We start from the raw sequence: 20,050 nt of genomic DNA, 5'->3' as shown, positions 1-20,050 counted from the left end.
GTTCTAAATGAAATAAATAATGAAGCAATGCTATCTGAAAACTATTAAGATGTAACTCTCTATTCATGTTTGAAGTGTAATTCTCGGTAAGTAGAGTAGGTACTTATGTGAATTAAAAGACAACTGAGAATTAATTTATACAATATGGTCTCAGTAAATATAGGCAACTTAAAATATTTAAAAAAATATGAAATTAGCTATTGACCTTAAGCGTTTAGGTTAGTACCATGTGCGCACTGTCCTCGGGACGGGTAAGTCGGGGTATAGCGCAGTCTGGTAGCGCGCCTGCTTTGGGAGCAGGATGTCGGGAGTTCGAATCTCTCTACCCCGACCAAATTAAGCGCCCGTAGCTCATCTGGATAGAGCATCGGCCTTCTAAGCCGAGGGTAGCAGGTTCGAATCCTGCCGGGCGTGCCAGCCCATAGTATGAACTGATGGCATTTTATACTAAGTTATGGTGAGCGTAGCTCAGTTGGTAGAGCCCCGGGTTGTGATCCCGGTTGTCGTGGGTTCGAGTCCCATCGTTCACCCCATGTGATGAAAACTAAGGTTTTTCGCTAAAGATTCATCTGAGTCTTTACAAGACCGAATTACTGATTGATAATCCAACCTGATTGCGAAAGTGGCGGAATTGGTAGACGCACTGGATTTAGGTTCCAGCGGGGTGACCCGTGAGAGTTCGAGTCTCTCCTTTCGCACCATTTCATTATAAAAAAATCCAAGAGGTGAATTGATGCAAGTTTCTGTTGAGACCCTAAACGGTTTGGAGCGCAAGGTAACTATTTCTGTGCCTACATCGAAAGTTGAGGAAGAAGTAAGTTTGCGGCTCAAAGATCTGGCTCATAAAGTTAAAGTTGATGGTTTCCGTCCTGGCAAAGTTCCTATGCACATCGTTACTAGCCGTTACTCAGATAGCGTTCGCCAAGAAGTCGCTAGAGAAATGGTTCAATCAACCCTATTCGAAGCATTACAACAAAACGAATTAGTTCCTGCTGGCTACCCATACATCGAGCCTGAAGAAATAGAAAAAGGTAAGGATTTTAAATACACGGCTACATTTGAAGTAATGCCCGTGTTTGAAGTTGCTGAATTAAATCAAGCGACTGTTGAATTAGCTCGTTCAGAAGTTACTGACAAAGATCTCGAAGAGATGTTAGATAAACTACGTGAGCAAAACAAAGAATGGCATGATGTTTCCCGTGCTGTTAAAAAAGGCGATAAAGTTGTTATCGACTTCGAAGGTTTCTTAGATGACAAATTATTCGATGGCGGCAGTGCAGAAGGCCACGAATTAGTTATCGGTTCTGGCGCAATGATTCCTGGTTTCGAAGACGGAATTACGGGCGGTAAGAAAGATAAACCTTTCGACATCAAAGTTACATTCCCAGAAGATTATGGTCACAACGAATTAGCGGGCAAAGAAGCCGTATTCAAAATTACTGTTCGTAATATTATGGAAGGCAAATTACCTGAACTTGATGATGCTTTTGCTGAAAAGTTTAACATTAAGGAAGGGGGCGTTGATGCGCTGAAGAAAGACATCAAAGACAACATGACTCGTGAATTAGAGCGTCGTGTTAGCATGATGAACAGAGAGAAATTATTTGATAAACTAATGGAAGTTAATGCTATTGATTTACCCCTAGCGTTAATTGACAAAGAAATCGAACACTTGAAACATGACATGTACCATCGTCTGTTTGGCCATGAGCATCATGAAAATGAAAAGATTCCTGATTTCCCAAGAGAATTGTTTGAAGAACAAGCTAAACGCCGTGTTCATCTTGGTTTACTATTCTCTGAATATGTTAAGAAACATCAGATCGTTGCCGACAAAGATAAAGTGAATGCAATGATTGAGAAATTTGCTGGTGCTTACGAAAATCCTGATGAATTACGTGCTTGGTACCAAAGCAGCAAAGAAAATCTTGCTGAAATTGAAGCATTAGTCATGGAAGAAGTAGTTGCTGATAAGATAGCAGCTGATGCTAAGATTAAGCATAAATCTATGGACTATGATTCAGTGATGAATCCTAAAAAGGCTGAGAATACAAAAGGAGAGTAATTATATGTCAGGATATTCAGATAACATAATTCGCAATGCCAGTGGATTGGTGCCAATGGTTATTGAACAGACTTCACGTGGTGAACGTTCTTATGACATTTACTCACGATTATTGAAAGAGCGTATTATCTTTCTATTGGGTGAAGTTGAAGATCATATGGCTAATTTAGTGGTTGCTCAATTGCTGTTCCTTGAGTCTGAAAACCCTGAAAAAGACATTTCTCTCTACATTAATTCTCCGGGTGGTGTGGTAACGGCTGGTTTAGCAATTTACGACACCATGCAGTTTATTAAGCCTGATGTCAGCACCTTATGTATCGGTCAAGCTGCAAGTGCTGCAGCTTTACTGCTTTGTGCTGGTGCTGATGGCAAGAGATTCTGTCTACCAAATTCACGTGTAATGATTCACCAACCTTTAGGTGGATATCGAGGCCAGGCCACTGATATCGAGATTCATGCTCGTGAAACCTTAGCTGTAAGAGAGCGTTTAAATAACATTATGGCGCAGCACACTAAAAAAACTCCTGATCAAATTATGCGTGATACAGAACGTGATAATTTTATGAGTGCTACGCAAGCAGCTGAATATGGTCTTATCGATAAAGTACTTTACGATAGAGAAATAACAAATAATTCAGCAGAGCAGTTGTAATTCTCACTTGTTGCCCCCATATGCAGGTAGATCTCTTGATTTTAACGGTTTAAATCAAGCTTTAACCAGAGATTGATCTGCCATTGCGGGGCTCCAAATAAATTAGCTCTTAATTTGTAGTGGCATATCTTTTTCTGATTGACTAATATTTTACATGTGTTACCTATTTCCCGGTAATGGCTGTAAGAAGGGGTTGGAATATGAGTAAATCCAGTAATGGAAGTGGTGATAAGGTTCTATATTGTTCTTTTTGTGGTAAAAGCCAGCATGAAGTGAAAAAATTAATTGCTGGTCCTTCTGTATTTGTGTGTGATGAATGCGTTGAATTATGCAACGATATTATTCGCGAAGAAACACATGAGGCTCATGAAGAAGCAGATGTGCGTTTACCTTCACCAAAAGAGATTTCAAAATTCCTTGATGAATATGTCATCGGTCAGCCACATGCCAAAAAAGTGTTGTCTGTTGCCGTGTATAATCATTACAAGCGCTTGCAGCATAAAAGCGAAGATGGCGTTGAACTTGGAAAAAGTAATATCTTATTAATTGGCCCAACAGGTAGTGGTAAAACTCTTTTAGCGCAAACCTTGGCTCGAATTTTAAATGTTCCCTTTGCTATGGCTGATGCAACAACGCTAACTGAAGCAGGATATGTCGGTGAAGACGTTGAAAATATTATTCAAAAGTTATTGCAGAAGTGCGATTACGATGTTGATAAAGCACAGCAGGGCATTGTTTACATTGATGAAATTGATAAAATTTCTCGTAAATCAGATAATCCATCAATCACTCGAGATGTTTCTGGTGAAGGCGTGCAACAAGCCTTACTAAAACTGATCGAAGGTACGATTGCTTCTGTTCCACCTCAAGGTGGCCGTAAACACCCGCAACAGGAGTTCTTGCAAGTAGACACTTCAAATATCCTGTTTATTTGTGGTGGCGCCTTTGCCGGCCTGGAGAGAGTAATCCGAGAGCGTAGCGATAAATCAGGTATCGGTTTTTCTGCACAATTAAAAAACAAAAAAGATTCTGGTGTTGAAGTATCAAAAGTATTGAACCAATTAGAATCTGATGACTTGATTAAGTATGGATTGATTCCTGAGTTTGTAGGTAGATTACCAGTAATAACTACACTACAAGAACTGGACCAAGCTGCACTTATTGATATTCTTACGAATCCTAAGAATGCACTTACTAAACAATTCCAGTCGCTTTTCAAAATGGAAGAAGTTGAACTAGAATTTAGAGATGAGGCTTTGGTTGCGATTGCGAAAAAAGCTCTGGAAAGAAAAATGGGTGCTCGCGGTTTACGTGCAATACTTGAAAATATTCTTTTAGACACCATGTATGAATTACCTTCTCTTGAAGGAGTAAATAAAATTGTAATTGACGAGGGTGCCGTAAACAATTCGTCGAAGCCTATACTTATTTATGAACATGATGAGATGAAGAGTGCAGCAGGTGGTAAAGAATAGCTAATTAATTTGCGACTATTCTCTATGTTAGTCTCTGCGCCTTTATCCAGTTTACTGGTTCAGAGACTTAAAAAATGTTGAATAGTCGTATATGTCTTTTTATTCAGTCAATTAAGTCTTTTAAGCAAGTAGCTGATAGGGCGCTTGAATCTAATTTAGTACAGTTGTTATATTAATTTCCCCATTCTTATTAAGTGCTTTGTTCATTTCCTCAAATACCGTTATACTCAGTTAAAGAGCAGTAAAAATTTGTTTTAAAATTATAACTATAGCTTTTGTTTGAATAAGGGTTCGTTATGTCTATTGAAAATAAAGTGACGCCTAATGAGACTGAAAATTTGTCTATGATTCCAGTGCTGCCTCTGCGGGATGTGGTGGTTTATCCTCATATGGTTATTCCCCTTTTTGTTGGCCGAGGAAAATCAATTAAAGCCCTTGAAGCAGCTATGGTTGATAGCAAGAAAATTTTTTTAGTCGCGCAGAAAAAATCATCTAACGATGATCCGTCTCCAGAAGATATTTACCATGTTGGTACTTTATCCAGTGTTTTACAGTTGCTTAAGTTACCTGATGGTACTGTTAAAGTTCTGGTAGAAGGGGAGCAACGTGCACAAGTTACAGGATATAGCCAGGAAAAAGGATACCTGGAAGCTTCTCTGGAAGTAGTGGATGAAGTAAATGTTGCCGTTCAGGAGCCTGAAGTTGGCATATTAATGCGTTCTTTAATGTCGCAATTTGAACAGTACATTAAATTGAACAAAAAAATTCCTCCAGAAGTATTATCACCCTTAGCAGGGATAGAGGAGCCAGGTCGCCTGGCAGATACAATCGCCGCACATTTAACTTTAAAAGTTGATGATAAACAAGAATTATTAGAAACCTTGGATGTTGGTACCCGTCTTGAACGTTTAATGTCAGCTATTGAAACTGAAATTGATCTATTACATGTTGAAAAACGTGTACGTGGCCGTGTAAAGCGCCAAATGGAAAAAAGTCAGCGCGAGTATTACCTGAATGAACAAATGAAAGCCATTCAAAAAGAATTGGGTGAGCTTGGCGAAGAAGGTAATGAGCTTGAGCAGCTGGAAAAATCTATTGATAAAGCGGGCATGCCTAAAGAAGCAAAAGAAAAGGCAATGGCGGAACTTCATAAATTAAAAATGATGTCACCCATGTCTGCTGAAGCAACAGTCATTCGTAATTATCTTGACTGGATGCTGATGGTTCCATGGAAAAAGAAAAGCAAAATTCAATTTGATTTACTTAAAGCAGAAAAATTATTGGATAAAGAACATCACGGTCTCGAACGTGTGAAAGAACGCATCATCGAATATCTGGCAGTTCAACAACGAGTAAAACGCCTCAAAGGACCTATTTTATGTTTAGTTGGACCTCCAGGGGTAGGTAAAACTTCTTTAGGACAATCGATTGCCAATGCAACAGGCCGTACATTTATTCGTATTGCTTTAGGTGGTGTACGTGATGAAGCAGAAATTCGTGGTCATCGCAGAACCTACATTGGCTCCATGCCTGGAAAAATAATTCAAAAATTATGCAAGGCCGGAGTAAAAAATCCCTTAATCATGCTTGATGAGGTGGATAAGATGGCTATGGACTTCCGTGGTGATCCAGCTTCTGCATTACTTGAAGTATTAGATCCAGAGCAAAACCATACATTTAGCGATCATTATCTTGAAGTGGATTATGATTTAAGTGATGTTATGTTTATTGCAACGGCAAACTCATTAGAAATTCCTGCACCTTTATTAGATAGAATGGAAGTCATTCGTCTAGCAGGTTATACCGAAGATGAGAAAGTTAGCATTTCAGAACAGTATTTAGTACCCAAGCAAATTAGTCTTAATGGTTTAAGTAACGATGAGATTCATATCAGTGAGGGTGCCATTCGCGAAATCATTCGTCACTATACACGTGAGGCGGGTGTTCGTAATCTGGAACGAGATATTGCGAGTGTTTGTCGTAAGGTTGTCAAAGAGATTTTATCAAACAAGAAAAAAACGAAGCGATTAACTGTTACTGTAAGTAATATTGAAAAATATTTAGGTGTTAAGAAGTACAGATATGGTCTTGCTGAAGAGTTTGATCAAATTGGCCAGGTAACTGGTTTAGCTTGGACAAGCGTAGGAGGGGAGTTGCTGACTATTGAATCTTCCATGATGCCAGGTAAAGGTAAGGTGATCCATACCGGTCAATTGGGCGAAGTAATGCAAGAATCGATACATGCAGCGATGACCGTTGTACGTAGCCGGGCTAAAAAGCTACAGCTTCCTGATGATTTCTTTGAAAAGAATGACTTCCATGTGCATGTTCCCGAAGGAGCAACACCGAAGGATGGTCCAAGTGCTGGTATTGGTATGTGTACCGTATTGGTCTCTGTAGTGACACAAATTCCTGTTAAGGCAGATGTTGCGATGACAGGAGAAATTACCTTACGTGGACAAGTATTACCGATTGGTGGACTAAAAGAGAAGTTATTAGCTGCTCATCGAGGTGGAATTAAGCACGTTATTATCCCTGAAGAGAATGTAAAAGATTTGGAAGAGATACCCGATAATGTGTTGCGTAAGCTAACAATTCACCCTGTAAAGACCATTGAACAGGTGTTAGAACTGGCTCTACAACGCAGTCCTTGGCTAGATAGTCCAGATAATATACAGAATGCCGTTTTGGCGGGTAAAAAATCAAAAAAAATTAAAAATAATGATTTACATACCCATTAATTAACGGTATATTTCGTTTCGTGGCCCGCTACTGGCGGGCGTTGCAAGGATGTAACTACTTGACTGGTTAATTTGACTAAGTTTAAGTTAGATTAGCTTGGAGTATGGAAGATTAACTGTATAGGGGAAGCAATGAATAAGAGCGAATTAGTTGATGCTTTAGCAAGTGGTTCTGGTTTAACTAAGGCAGATGCAAGCAGAGTGCTTGAAACTTTTACTAGCACTATTACTGATGCCTTAAAGAGTGGCGATCAGGTTGTAATACCTGGATTTGGTTCATTCTCTACTGGTAACCGTTCTGCTCGTACTGGCAGAAACCCACAAACTGGGAAGATCATTGAGATCAAAGCGTCAAGAGTAGCTAAATTTAAAGCAGGCAAAAACCTGAAAGAAGCGGTTCAAGAAGCTTAAAGATTTGGGGTGCTTAGCTCAGCTGGGAGAGCATCGCCCTTACAAGGCGAGGGTCGTAGGTTCGATCCCTACAGCACCCACCATAATTGGAGCGGTAGTTCAGTTGGTTAGAATACCGGCCTGTCACGCCGGGGGTCGCGGGTTCGAGCCCCGTCCGCTCCGCCAATTATTAAAACGCGCTCAACGGCGCGTTTTTTATTATAAGTGAGAGCACCAAGTTTTATGCAGTGCATAAGTTGGTGAGTAGTAAAGCGAAATTGATGACGATTTCGGGTGCTTAGCTCAGCTGGGAGAGCATCGCCCTTACAAGGCGAGGGTCGTAGGTTCGATCCCTACAGCACCCACCATATTGGAGCGGTAGTTCAGTTGGTTAGAATACCGGCCTGTCACGCCGGGGGTCGCGGGTTCGAGCCCCGTCCGCTCCGCCAACATCCTAAAAAATGCCTTCAAATCTGAAGGCATTATTCAAAAAAATAAAATAATGTGGTTTGTTGCTTCCAATCACGTTTTCATTATCCTCTGTTAATTCATCACGTTACCCTTATGCAGCCGTATTAGACAGAATTAGCGACATATTTTATCTGTATTAAGCGGTGTGCATTAGGGCTCTATTTGTGCATCAGAGGTTTTAGAGGTTCCAAAATTTTTTGATTTTAATTTGCACTGATTGTGCGCTGCATGATTTACTGTAAAAAGCATTTACATTGATTTTCATTGCTTTTTAAATAAGGATTATCAGGTACCATTATTTGTAAAATTTAGCATTTTTTGTTTAGATTTTTATCCGATTAGGTTACAATCCCACTTCATTAAAACTTTGTTATACTAAATGGATCTCGGGAAATGTTGCAGAAGTTAAATGAGCGCATACAAGGTGTTGTTGCTTGGCTAGTTGTCGTTTTAATCGGCCTTACGTTTACTCTTTTTGGAGTTGATTACTATTTTCAATCGCATCAAACCTCAAATGCGAAAGTGCTTGTTAATGGCGAATCCTTAACTTATCAAGCCTTTGAAACAAATTACAGGCGTGCACGCGGAATGCAAGATGCGGCACATATGACTGCTGAAGATGAGAAAAAACTACAAAGCCAAGTCCTGGATCAAATGGTGGCTAATGAAGTTATGGTCCAAGCAGCGCGTAAAAATGGTTTTGACGTAAGTGCGAATCAAGCTAATGCTGCCATATTGAGTATTCCTCAATTTCAAGAGGACGGTCATTTCTCTGCTGAAAAATATCAACAGGCTCTCAGCGCGGCTTTATTTACTCAATCCAGTTTTCAAAATGAAGTAAGCCAAGGTATGTTGTTGAACCAACAGCGATTCGCTTTCATCGGTACTTCATTTGCACTCCCTGATGAAGTTGAGCGTTTCATTCGCTTATACATGCAAAATAGAGATTATGATTACCTCGTTGTTCCTGCCCCACATTTCAAAAAGCAAATAAATGTTTCTGCAGGTGCAGTTGCTGAATACTACAAGCAACATCAAAAAGAGTTTATGGCTCCTGAGCAAGTAAGCCTGGAATACGTAACCTTGTCTATGAATGATGTAAAGAAGCAAGTAAAAATATCAAAAGACGATGTAAGTCGTTTTTATAATGAAAATCAAAGCAACTATTTAACCCCAGCACAGTGGCATGTTGCTCACATTTTGTTTGCAATTCCTGAAGGTGTTTCTAAAGATGAGCTGGACCAAATTCAGAAAAAGGCTGATGATGCCTATGCAGTATTGCAAAAAGATCCTGGCCAATTCGATAAGCTCGTTGCTTCCGAGTCTGATGATAAGCTTTCTATAGCTGATAAAGGGGAGCTTCCTTGGGTTACTGCTGGACAAAATGATTACGATAAAATTTTATCTAATTTAACAAAGGCAGGGGAGATATCTGCTCCAGCACAAACCAAACACGGTTTGGAAATTTTTAAACTAATTGCTTACAAACCTGTAACAACTAAACCTTTATCCGAAGTTGAGACAACGATTAAAGAGCAATTGATGACGGAAATGGCTCAAGCTAAGTATGCACAAGCTTTAGAGCAACTGTCTGACTTAAGTTATCAATCGCCGGATTCTTTGAAACCAGTTTCTGAGACAATGAAATTAAAAATTGAAACGACTCAGCCTTTCTCTCGTGCTGGTGGCAAAGATAATTTAACTAAGAATCCACAAGTAATTAATGCAGCATTTAGTCATGATGTATTAGAGCTGAGTAATAACAGCGAGCCTATTCAATTAGATAATGACTCGGTTATTGTTGCGCGCGTTAGTGAACATACTCCTGAAAAGGAGCAAACATTAGAAGAAGTTGAGAAACAAATTCATGCCACATTAACCAAGCAAGGTGCTGAAGCCAAGGCTAAAACACTTGGAATGAGCATACAAAACCCAGTTGATGGCAAAAACCATGAAGAGATTCTTAGTGCCAATAAACTATCTTGGACTACGGTAGAACAAGCCGCTCGAGATAGTGATAAAGCAGACCCTCTGATCAATGAATTGGCATTTAACTTATTACGACCAGAAAGCCGCGATGGTGCTGTATTGCCTAATGGTGATTATGTTGTTGTAAGACTAAAGCATATTAATGATGGAAAATTAAGTACTTTAGATAAAGAACAACAGGAAAGCCTCATTCAACAGATCGAAGCTAGTTATGGCATGATGGATTATGATTTATATGCAAAAAGTTTAATTAATCAAGCCCAAATTGAAAGGCATTAGTACGAGTTCTATTTAATTTTGACTGGTATTTAACAAGAAAAAGGGGCTGAATTTGGCCCCAGTCAAAAGCAAGGAGTGCTGAATAAGGGATGCAATAAATGCACACAAAAGCCCTAAGTTAAATGGGATTAGTGCTACTTAATTTTAGGAGTAGCTATGACAAACCTACGTAAGTTTACTGATCAGAAATTGATGTTGTTTTATGGTGATGTCTTACAGCATTATAAAGATTATCTAAGCCAGAAACACGTTCCAAAGGACGTAACATCAATTTACAATGATATGTTTCTTGCAGTACAAAATTCTCTTGAATCACCGTCTGGTAGTCTTTACCGTTTAGATGCGGCTGAAAAAGCCAAAGTTTACAAGTCTTTTAATGCTATTTTTTACGCATTACCTATTTATAAAAATCTTTCTGAATTAGAGAAAGAAAACTTTAAACCTGAACTTCCCCAGTTTGACGTTAAAATTAAATTTATATACAAAGAGTATAATCGCTACAACGGACATCGTGATTCCTTGTTATTTGATTGGATGATGCTAAGTGCGATTACTCATGATTGTCACGGTCATCACTTTCCTCATGGTGGATATCCTCATGGTGGATACCCGGCTCACCATGGTCATGGCGGAAATTGTTTTGATACCGATTCTGAGACACTGGCTGCATTGGCATTACTGCTTATGGCGGCTGTTGCTGCGGTATTAGCCAGCATTGCTGTATATTATATGCTTAATCATTTCCTAGAAGGTGCAGAGCGTTTTTACTATAACGAAGGCTGGTTAAAGGCTGCCTTGGTAATGGCTAATTCTATTGCCTTTGGTACGGGTTCTACTATTCTGACTTTGGCATTGGCTACGGCCCCTTTGACAAGTTTAGCAATTATGGCTGGTTTTAGTCCTGCTGCCGTGATTTTAACAGGTGCTGTTTTGCTAAGTACTGTTGGTGCTGGTATCGGGGCATTTGTAATGAACCTTTTATATAATCCTTTGCAGATAGACAAATCTGCTATGGATCCGAAGGATCCCCTCCGTTTTAGGTTAACAGCTAATGAAGAGCATGCTCTCGCAGACAATGGCATTGATCCTTCTATGGTGAAAATCGCAATAGTGGCGCTTCGCGCAGAAATTGCTAAACATTTAAATAGCAAAGATGCGGAAGTCCCATCATTCTTTTCGCGTAAAGATAAAAGTATGGCTAAGGTTAATGACTGTTTACAACAGGTGAGAAATCTACGTAGCGGTGCTCTAACAAGTCTTACTGTGGGTGACTTGTTTTTTGATTGCCAGTTGAAGACTCCTTATTATTTACCACCCCAAGCATATGTGTATGTTCCGGTCGCAGAACAACGTTTTGTCTCGCCACCGCCACAAGATTATTATACGGAACAGCAGCAAAATCCTATGATGCAGCAAGGTTTTTTTGGTGCGGGTCAGAATCCGTATGGAGGAGCTATGGGACAGCATCAAGCTCAGTTCCCACAACCAACTGCACCCTCGGCAGAAAATTTCCCCCCTCCATATGAAAGTGTCCATACCACTCAATGGGGCTTCTCGCAGCAATAAGTAGTTGAGGCATACGTTAAGAGTAGGCTGGGCGCTACAACCCAGCCTACATGTTCAATGTACTTAGCTAAACTTTTCTAATTTACACACATCATATGCCGGTGTTTCATAAGGATGCGCCTTTTTTAAAGCGGTGATCACTTCATGGATGCACTCTGGAGCGCAAACCATTTCAACTTTATATTCGGAAACTTTTTCGACTTTATTTGTCTCACCAATAAAGGGTGCACTTCCGTGTAAAGGCATAAACTGGCCTTCGCCTAATACTTCCCATGCGCAATGGGAATAATTGCCAATGGTGCCGGCTCCCGCATTAAAAACAGCTTCTTTAACATTATTTAAATGAGAGGCAGGGACATAGAAACAAAGTTTATACATGAGCAAGATCTTCCTATAGGTGAAAATAAGCACTGTGGGATCATATGTAACTGATGGTGCTGACTTAAGTTATTTTATGTTAATACTACAGAATACCACAGCATGAGCTGAGATAGTTTTAATAATGCTTACCCTTCTTGAATAAGCCACAGCTACCTACGAAAGCTCTGATAATGCGTACCTCTCTCGAATAACCAAAGCAACTGATGAGAACTCTTATAATGATCATCTTGCTCTAATAATCATAGAAGAGTCCTCATGAGCATCACCTTCAAATGCTTGAGCGCGTTAATCGAACCCTGGTCTAAATATGAGGCGCCTTTAGGAAACGCCATGCTACTTTAGTGTAAAGGTGGTGTTCCATCAAATAGTTCTATAGATGTCTCATCTTTCAAATCATGCATTTCCTTTCGCAAGACCATGGTCGGGCTAAACAAGGTTTCAGCTTTCTTAGAGCTGAACACTACTGCAAATTGATAAATAATTTCATCAATTAGTCGTTTAAAGACGCTGCTCTGATTTGATTGAATCGTCTGTTTAATTTCTTTGCGATAGCTATTTTTAAATACATTTAACTTTTCAAATGGAGATTGCTCTTCATTAGTACAGCTGAGGGTATTTTGTAGTGTTTGAACCGCGTCATAACTTTTAGCCGCTGCAATTAAAGCAGTGCTAGCATTACCCAATTCGCCATTTAATACTTGGGCAACGATAATCGCCACATTCTGAGGCTCTACTATAAGGACATCTTCATCCATTTCGACGAGGTGAATATAGCACTCATTTTGTTTTTTCATCTCGTCTAAAATTTGTTTGCTTAAATAGTCGATGCAATCATCACAGCGAGCATTAAGACTTTCAACCATGGATAAGTACTTTTTTTCATGTTTGTTTTCTTTATTTGTATAATATTTAAAGTAATTTATAACTTTATCTTCATGGCCCTCATTGAGCCATGATACACATTGGTTCAATGTAGATGTCGATATGTTTTGTATTTTTTGCGCAAAATTTTTAAGTTCACTTTGTTCTTGATTTTTTTTGATGCAATTAATAATTTGCCCTTCAGCAATATGGCGTAAGGCCAGACGAGGGGATGTTTTTTGGGAATAAATACCACTTTCTTGTAAGTTCTCAATTAGCTTATCAACATTGCTGTCTTCCCAGCTAATCCCTGAACTTAATGGAGTATTCCCACGCGCATCGGCATGATGTATCAGTACAATTTGCTCGGGGTTATGCGACATTGCCATTTGCTCCATCACACTTAGACCCCCTCCACGTGTAACAACAATATTGCTACGTGTCATTAAGGCAGAAATTTCTTTATCACTTTGATTGTCCAAACGAACAATTCGATCTTTATATTCTGGATGAGCATTAATTAGTTCATCTATTTTGTCACTAATACCTTTATTTTTACCCCCAAATACGAATACACGCTCGACTCCACATTTGAGTAGTGGCTCAATATACTTTACCGTATCTGCGCTTGCCTGGCTTCCTAGCATAATTGAGGCGATTTTTTCTTCAGCAGCAATTGTATAAGGTCGCTCTTCTTTTTGCAGGTTTAGTGTTACTTCCTGATTGAATTTGTCGCTGTTGTCGTAGGTGCTGTCTTTAAAGGCAAAGCGAACCATGGGATTCTTGCTCGCTGGTATATTATAGATTTTATTGAAATGATTACCTTGCGGGAAGAAATGTTGAATTACATCATCGACCATGTTCACGCCATATAATCTCATTTGTCGTTGTTGAGCTGGAGTTAATGCAGCAAGAACATTAAAAAAGTGTACGGCTCCTAAAGTGGGAAGATCGGTAAGGTATTGATTTATCACAATATGTTTTTCTTCAGAACGAGTGGCATTATAGTCCTTAACTACATCACATAATGCAGGGAGAGCCATGGCTTGGGTACTAATGACTTCAGTGTAGGGTGAGCCTATCGCTTCCGCCTCTTGTAATTTCTGCATGAAATAATTGTACACAATTTTATAATTGAAGGTATCGCTCATACCTTGAAGGGCAATTAATTTTTTCAATGTATTGGTTTTTTCATTGCGCTGTAATATGTTCCATACGGCAGCACTCTCGTAACCTTCAGGATATACATCAAGGAGCATATCAATATAACAGCGCGAACCATTGCTTTGTTCTTTTTTACTTAAGTTTTTTATTTCTTCATCTAACGTATTGGTATTAGGCAATAATGGAAAAGGGGTTAATTCAATTATTTTCTGAATGGGCTTTCCTACTCCATAAGCATGCATAATATGGGCGCCGGTATGAATTGATGCTGTAGGAGGTTTATGCTCAGCTAATACTGGCGTGTATTGCGGAAGATCGAGCGTGTCTGATAAATATGCCTGTTTCAGTGACTGTTCAATACCTAGGATTGCTGATATATGGCCGCCGCCGCCACTGCATCCAATCATTAGTGGTTTTTTAGTTTGTTGGTTTTTATGTTCCTTGCTCAACTTGATATCATCGTAGGGTTTACTATGTTTACTCATCGGCATACCTCTGGATTTAAAAACGGGCAAATTAAACTTAATTTAACCATACTGTATCATTTATTTATTAAGGTTTTATTAGGCTAAGATCTATGTGCGTCATTAAAATGCAACTTTAACAATCAATCCACATAAAGCCCCCATCATAATAGCCCGCAATAGATAAGTACAATTATTCCTAGGTTATATTTGCTATGAGCGATTTTATCGAACTTAATTTGTTCACGATGTAATCTATTTTTTAAAGGCCGCACGCAGGCTAGTGTTTTTTAGAGTGTACTAAGAAGGGCTAGATGAAGAAAATCCCTCAACATAATCCTATAGACTATTCAATAAGTTACTGGCAAAATATTGGGTGAAATTGAACCAAAAAGGAATATCGATGATAAGGAAATCGTTGTATTGGCAGGATGCTATTACTAACCCTGTTTATATTTTTATTGGGATCGTGTCTTTTTTAGGAAGTATGCCCGCATATACAGTGACCTGTCCTAGCCCATATGTGGTTGTGAATTCAAGTTGTGAGATAACTGTAGGAACCACAGTTAATCTTACAACTGCCAATGGGATAGGCATGAACTCATCCGGTTCTTTAGGGCGAATTCTTGCCAATAGCGTTGTTGTCAATCTTGGCGCGGCGACGACTACGGCCCTACTCGCACAATCGGGTAGTCGCATCGATTTTCAATCCAGCAGAATAATCTCCACCGCTACTACCAGTGGGACTTCAGTGGGACAGATTGGTGTGCGCTCAATGGGTGGTAGTTTGATTAATGTTTTGGATTCGTTCATTACCATGGGCCCCGCAAACGGCACTACCGCTGCGAGTAACATGACTGGGGTTAAGGCTGAAAGTGCCGGGAAGGTTTTTTTAAGCAAGACTGCGGTTAGTATGCTTGGAGGTACAACAGGTGCTAATAACGTAGGGGCTTTGGCCACAGGAACTGGCAGTGAAATCGATATTGAAGGGGGAACGATTTCTACCACAGCGCGCACCTCTTATGGAGTCTTGGCCCAAAGTGGGGGAATCGTTACTCTTAATGGAACATATGTTGCAACGACAGGGGTTGGCTCGGCAACAATAGCTGGAAGCCACGCACTTTATGCAACAGGTGCCGCTAGTCAAGTTACTGGAAACAGTGTTAATTTAAATGTGACAGGAAATTATGCTAATGCAGTCCGTGTGGATGCCGGCGGCAGTATTTCTCTACAGAATAGTACCCTTAGTTCTGCGGGTACCTCATCTGCTGATAGTGATCCGTCATCTACAATACGTGTTCTTTCTGCTGGGCAAGCCGATATTATAGGGAGCTCAATAACTGCAACAGGCCAACGCGGCAGCGGATTTTCGGTGCAAGATACAGGATCTTTTTTACGTCTGGAAAATTCTTCTGTTTCTGTGTCGGGAACTCGTGCCAAAGCGGGATTTATTTTTGATGGTGCGTCTGCCTCAATCATAGGTAGTAGCTTATTGTCTTCAAATACTGATTCCTTAGTAGTACAAGGAGCGGGTTCTTCTGCTGAAATTATCGATAGTACTATCGAAAGTACTGCGGTTCTGGGTTTTGGATTAAGAGCAACTGCAGGAGCAGCTGCAACAATGACTCGCGGCTCGGCCATTACCACTGGGCGTGACAGTCCGGCCTTATACGCAGCTAATGGTTCTATTTTGGCAACTAATGTGACAGTTAGAACTTCAGGAAAGGATAATTCCATTGCTGTTTTGGCCGATCTGGCCGGTACAATTAACCTAATCGGAGGCTCCGTTGTAACCACTGGTAATGCAGAGAGAAGCTCTTCATTTCCCCATGCTTTAACAGGACGTAATCCAGGTGGTGTACTTACCTCCGTTGGCACTACAGTTCTCACTACAGGGTACATCGCTATGGGTGCAGTTGCCGATGACGGTGGGACCGTTGTGTTGTCAGGCACTACTATCGAAACCCGCGGTGAACGAAGCATTGGGCTTTTTTCAGTAACCGAACAAGTAGGTTCAGAATTTCCAGCGAATTTGTATGGAAACAATATCGTTGTCTCCACCTATGGTCTTAATGCGCATGCTGCAGACGCTCAAGCACGTAATGATGTACCGGTTGAAAAAGCCACTATTGTTCTAAACGATAGTTATGTTTTCACTCATGGGGTTGGCGCAGTTGGGTTACGTTCAGTTCTTTCTGACTATGGAACAAGACCAATACAGGGCCGCGGTGAGTCCGCAGTAGTGGTTAATAAAACGATTGTATCTACAGAAGCGATTGGTGCACATGGTGCCCTCTCAAGAGATCAACCAACCTCAGTAACTATGAATGACAGTTTAGTTCTTGCGCTCGGTCAGCAGGCGCATGGCTCAGTGGCTGAAGCTGGTGGACGTATTATTGGTTTAAATTCTATTGTGCAGGCAAGAGGGACTTCAAGTTCTGCTCTTTTTCTTTTAGGTACAGTGGAGGCTATTTCTACGGGAATATTTACCAACAGTAAACTTAAAAATGTTAATGGTGCAACTATAGGTATTGCTGGATATGGCAATGCTACACTGACTAATTCCTTTGCTAGTGGTAGTGGCGAATGGTTGCGCGTTGGGACTGCCGCTGATTTTTTCCCTCTTGCATCAAACGAGCCATTACAGTACGGCCCCCCTGATCCAGATAATCCAGATGTGCCACCACCATCCTTTATGCTTTCTAGACCCGCTCCTTCTTTAGCACCACTGGTTGTGCCGGGGTTTGCTAATGTTCTATTATCGGGTTCGCAAGTGATAGGCTCTGCATTTACCGCCTCAGGTAGTATTTCGAATTTGACCATGCTAAATGATAGTCTCTGGCTGATGACCGGTAATTCAAATGTGACTAATTTAGATAATAATCAAAGTTTGATTGCTTATACTGCACCAACGGGTAATCCTCTTTTATTATCCACTTATAAGACACTAACTACAGAAAACTATATAGGAAATAATGGTTTTATTCTTTTAAATACTTATCTTGGTTCCGATCCTTCACCTTCAGATCTTTTGATCATTAATGGCGGGGCAGAAGCAGGTTCAACCGGCTTATATATTCGAAATACTACGGGCCCAGGTGCATTTACTTTAGGTAACGGGATTTTAGTGGTCGAGGCAATCAATGGGGCTAGCACAGAACCAGGCTCTTTCCATTTGGCGGCACCCGTGGTAGCTGGTCCTTTTGAATATACTTTACAGCGTTCTAGTCTTGACACGACAAGTGAGGATAATTGGTACTTACGCAACTTATGTCCTCCTGATAATCCTAATTGTTCACCTGAATCACCAGGCCCCAGACCCGATCCAGCAAGGTACCGCCCTGAAATCGGCCTTTATCCAACACTGCCTGCGATGACCATGCTCTATGGTCAAGCAATTCTCGATACGTTGCATCAACGAGTGGGCCAGGGGAAATGGCCTGAAGATCCGGTAACTCCTAAAGATGTTGCCAAACGTATTTGGGGAAGGGTTGTGGGACTTCATGGAGATCGTGATCGTATCAATAGTAGACGGTTTTTTAGAAGTTCCGATTATGATTATAAATTTGGCTTCATGCAAATTGGCGGTGACCTGATTAAGCATAAAAATGAAAAAGGCCGGCGTGATCACGCGGGATTATATGGTGTTGTTGGTCGAGGCACGGGAGATGTTCAGCGTCCAGGGCGTTATTTAGGTCATAATGAATTTAATGGACTAAGTCTTGGTGGATACTGGACTATTTACTCTCCCAAAGAAGCATATATTGATATGGTGCTGCAATCCACCTGGTATTCAAGTGTAAAATCTAAATCAGCCTATATTGGTTCGCTTGATACTCGAGGTTGGGGTGGTGCTGCATCTATAGAAGCAGGATATCCTTTTAGCTATAAACATAACTGGATTGCTGAGCCACAAATTCAGGCTGTATACCAAAATGTAAATCTTCATTCTGCTCATGATATAGGGACGACGATTATACGCTTTACTCAGACAGATTCAGTTGCCGGCCGCTTAGGGGTACGTTTTGCTCATAAAAAAGTATTTGATGAAAAACCAAAAATCAAAACTTTAACCACTTGGTTTAGACCAAACATTTGGTATCAATTCAAAGGCAATCCTAATGCAGAGTTTTCCTTTGCGCATGGTTTTCTTCCTTTTCAATCTCAATTGGAGGGGGCAACTTTGGAGCTTAATTTAGGAACTACGTTAGATTTACCCAAGAATGTTTCTATTTATGCCAATGGAAGTTATGGAGTTGGATTGAATCTACATGCCACTACGTACGATGGACGTGTTGGTTGTAAAGTAAGGGTGTAATCGCTGTTCTATTCAACAGTCGTAGCTTTGATGAAGCCCTAAGGTATAATTAAGGTTACGATGGATACGGGTAGTTTCTGTTGTTTCACAAGGTTTAAATTTATTAGGGGAGATTTTATAAAAAGGAAGGTGGTTGGCGGAGAGACAGGGATTCGAACCCTGGGAAGGTTGCCCTTCAACGGTTTTCAAGACCGCCGCATTCGACCGCTCTGCCATCTCTCCGATAGGCGAGAATACTATCGCAACCTAAAAAGATTTGCAAATACTTTTTTGATTTCATTGCAAATTAAATCCGCATAGAATATTCGCAAATTAGATAGTCCTAGGTATAATGGTCCAAATTTTTTTGTTACTGTTTGTGGACGCGACAGATATAATTCAATAGGTGTAGTTTATGAAACGAATTCAAGTGTTATTCCTGGTTGGTCTTCTGGTTTCTTTATCCTCCTGTAAGACCTGGTGGAATAAGGATGATGAGGATAAAAATCCGTTTAAAGGCATGAGTGCTGAACAGCTTCATAAGGACTCGCAAAAGGCTTTGCGTAAGAAAGAATACGTGAGCGCGATTAAACGCCTGGAGGCAATGGAAACCATGTATCCATTTAGTGATTATACTGAAAATTCACAAATGGATTTGATCTATGCTTATTATCAAAATGAAGATTATCCTTCTGCAGCAGCGACTGCAGAGCGCTTTATTCATCTTTATCCACGTGCAAGACATGTTGATTATGCATACTACATGCGTGGATTGGCAAACTTCCAACAAACTCGAGGAGTCTTTGCTAAAATACTACCTATGGATGAATCTTGGCGTGACCCAGGAACTCAGACGCAAGCATACTCTGATTTTGCAGTCTTTATTCAAAAATTCCCCGAAAGCAAATATCGTGCGAATGCGCTACAACGTATGATCTATTTACGTAATATGTTTGCGCAAAAAGAATTAAACATTTCTAAGTTTTATTTCAAACGTAAAATGTATGTTGCTGCTATCGAACGGGCGAGTTATTTAGTTAAGAACTACCCTCAAGCACCAAGTGCACAACAAGCATTAGTAGTGATGTATGAATCTAATGTTGCGTTGGGATTAAATAGTGCGGCTGAAGAAGCTAAAAAAGTTTATCAAGCGACTTACCACACGGCAAATATGCAAAAAATATCGTACTGAGAAAAATATAGCCTGGTTGCTTGCAACCAGGTTTTCCTTTCAGTATATATTCCAATAACTTAA

General features: G+C 40.3%; 11 protein-coding genes and 9 tRNA genes. 17 read left to right on the top strand and 3 right to left on the bottom strand.

The window, feature by feature from the left end:
- The first annotated feature begins 257 nt into the window (after positions 1-257).
- The 15 genes from ACD661_RS05385 to ACD661_RS05315 all read left to right on the top strand — a co-directional run bounded on the left by ACD661_RS05385 (position 258) and on the right by ACD661_RS05315 (position 11,628).
- Positions 258-334 (top strand) — tRNA-Pro (locus tag ACD661_RS05385).
- A gap of 6 nt (positions 335-340) precedes the next feature.
- Positions 341-417 (top strand) — tRNA-Arg (locus ACD661_RS05380).
- A 40-nt stretch (positions 418-457) separates the two neighbouring features.
- Positions 458-533, top strand: a tRNA-His gene (locus ACD661_RS05375).
- 83 nt (positions 534-616) lie between these two features.
- A tRNA-Leu gene (locus ACD661_RS05370) sits at positions 617-701 on the top strand.
- 32 nt (positions 702-733) lie between these two features.
- A complete protein-coding gene (gene tig / locus ACD661_RS05365; RefSeq protein ID WP_400186808.1) occupies positions 734-2,065 on the top strand; it encodes a trigger factor in 1,332 nt (443 codons plus the stop codon).
- A gap of 4 nt (positions 2,066-2,069) precedes the next feature.
- Positions 2,070-2,717: an ATP-dependent Clp endopeptidase proteolytic subunit ClpP gene (gene clpP / locus ACD661_RS05360; RefSeq protein ID WP_252579283.1), complete on the top strand. Its 648-nt coding sequence runs from the start codon at positions 2,070-2,072 to the stop codon at positions 2,715-2,717.
- 200 nt (positions 2,718-2,917) lie between these two features.
- Positions 2,918-4,192 (top strand): ATP-dependent Clp protease ATP-binding subunit ClpX, encoded by a 1,275-nt coding sequence (clpX, locus tag ACD661_RS05355; RefSeq protein ID WP_400186807.1) that lies wholly within the window; start codon positions 2,918-2,920, stop codon positions 4,190-4,192.
- A 296-nt stretch (positions 4,193-4,488) separates the two neighbouring features.
- On the top strand, positions 4,489-6,933 hold the full coding sequence (gene lon, locus ACD661_RS05350) for an endopeptidase La (protein ID WP_400186806.1): 2,445 nt from the start codon (positions 4,489-4,491) through the stop codon (positions 6,931-6,933).
- Between the two features lie 132 nt (positions 6,934-7,065).
- Positions 7,066-7,344, top strand: coding sequence for an HU family DNA-binding protein (locus tag ACD661_RS05345; RefSeq protein WP_058535483.1), 279 nt, complete (start codon positions 7,066-7,068; stop codon positions 7,342-7,344).
- Between the two features lie 7 nt (positions 7,345-7,351).
- A tRNA-Val gene (locus ACD661_RS05340) sits at positions 7,352-7,427 on the top strand.
- 5 nt (positions 7,428-7,432) lie between these two features.
- A tRNA-Asp gene (locus tag ACD661_RS05335) sits at positions 7,433-7,509 on the top strand.
- Positions 7,510-7,615: 106 nt separating this feature from the next.
- A tRNA-Val gene (locus ACD661_RS05330) sits at positions 7,616-7,691 on the top strand.
- Between the two features lie 4 nt (positions 7,692-7,695).
- Positions 7,696-7,772 (top strand) — tRNA-Asp (locus ACD661_RS05325).
- Between the two features lie 415 nt (positions 7,773-8,187).
- The gene (locus ACD661_RS05320) at positions 8,188-10,062 is read left to right on the top strand and encodes a SurA N-terminal domain-containing protein (RefSeq protein WP_400186805.1); all 1,875 of its coding nucleotides are present in this window, start codon (positions 8,188-8,190) and stop codon (positions 10,060-10,062) included.
- Positions 10,063-10,218: 156 nt separating this feature from the next.
- Positions 10,219-11,628, top strand: coding sequence for a hypothetical protein (locus ACD661_RS05315; protein WP_400186804.1), 1,410 nt, complete (start codon positions 10,219-10,221; stop codon positions 11,626-11,628).
- A 63-nt stretch (positions 11,629-11,691) separates the two neighbouring features.
- Here ACD661_RS05315 and ACD661_RS05310 read toward each other — a convergent pair whose 3' ends face one another.
- Both ACD661_RS05310 and ACD661_RS05305 read right to left on the bottom strand, forming a co-directional pair.
- Positions 11,692-12,006, bottom strand: coding sequence for a YqfO family protein (locus tag ACD661_RS05310; RefSeq protein WP_400186803.1), 315 nt, complete (start codon positions 12,004-12,006; stop codon positions 11,692-11,694).
- Between the two features lie 341 nt (positions 12,007-12,347).
- Entirely contained in the window at positions 12,348-14,519 is a 2,172-nt protein-coding gene (locus tag ACD661_RS05305; RefSeq protein ID WP_400186802.1) for a hypothetical protein, read from the bottom strand.
- Positions 14,520-14,901: 382 nt separating this feature from the next.
- Here ACD661_RS05305 and ACD661_RS05300 point away from each other — a divergent pair, with 382 nt between their 5' ends.
- The gene (locus tag ACD661_RS05300; RefSeq protein ID WP_400186801.1) at positions 14,902-18,816 is read left to right on the top strand and encodes an autotransporter outer membrane beta-barrel domain-containing protein; all 3,915 of its coding nucleotides are present in this window, start codon (positions 14,902-14,904) and stop codon (positions 18,814-18,816) included.
- A 134-nt stretch (positions 18,817-18,950) separates the two neighbouring features.
- Here the strand turns inward: ACD661_RS05300 and ACD661_RS05295 are convergent.
- Positions 18,951-19,038 (bottom strand) — tRNA-Ser (locus tag ACD661_RS05295).
- Positions 19,039-19,210: 172 nt separating this feature from the next.
- On the opposite strand from ACD661_RS05295, the gene ACD661_RS05290 reads away from it, so the two are divergent.
- Positions 19,211-19,987 carry an outer membrane protein assembly factor BamD gene (locus tag ACD661_RS05290; protein ID WP_400186800.1) on the top strand — a complete coding sequence of 259 codons (777 nt, stop codon included), beginning with the start codon at positions 19,211-19,213 and terminating at the stop codon, positions 19,985-19,987.
- The last annotated feature ends 63 nt before the right edge of the window (positions 19,988-20,050 follow it).

Origin of the sequence: Legionella lytica (genome assembly GCF_044626755.1) — a bacterium.
In the GTDB taxonomy this organism is placed as follows: Bacteria; Pseudomonadota; Gammaproteobacteria; order Legionellales; family Legionellaceae; genus Legionella; species Legionella lytica_A.
Note: the sequence above shows the minus strand (reverse complement) of the source record. Positions and strands in the feature narration are given on the sequence as shown.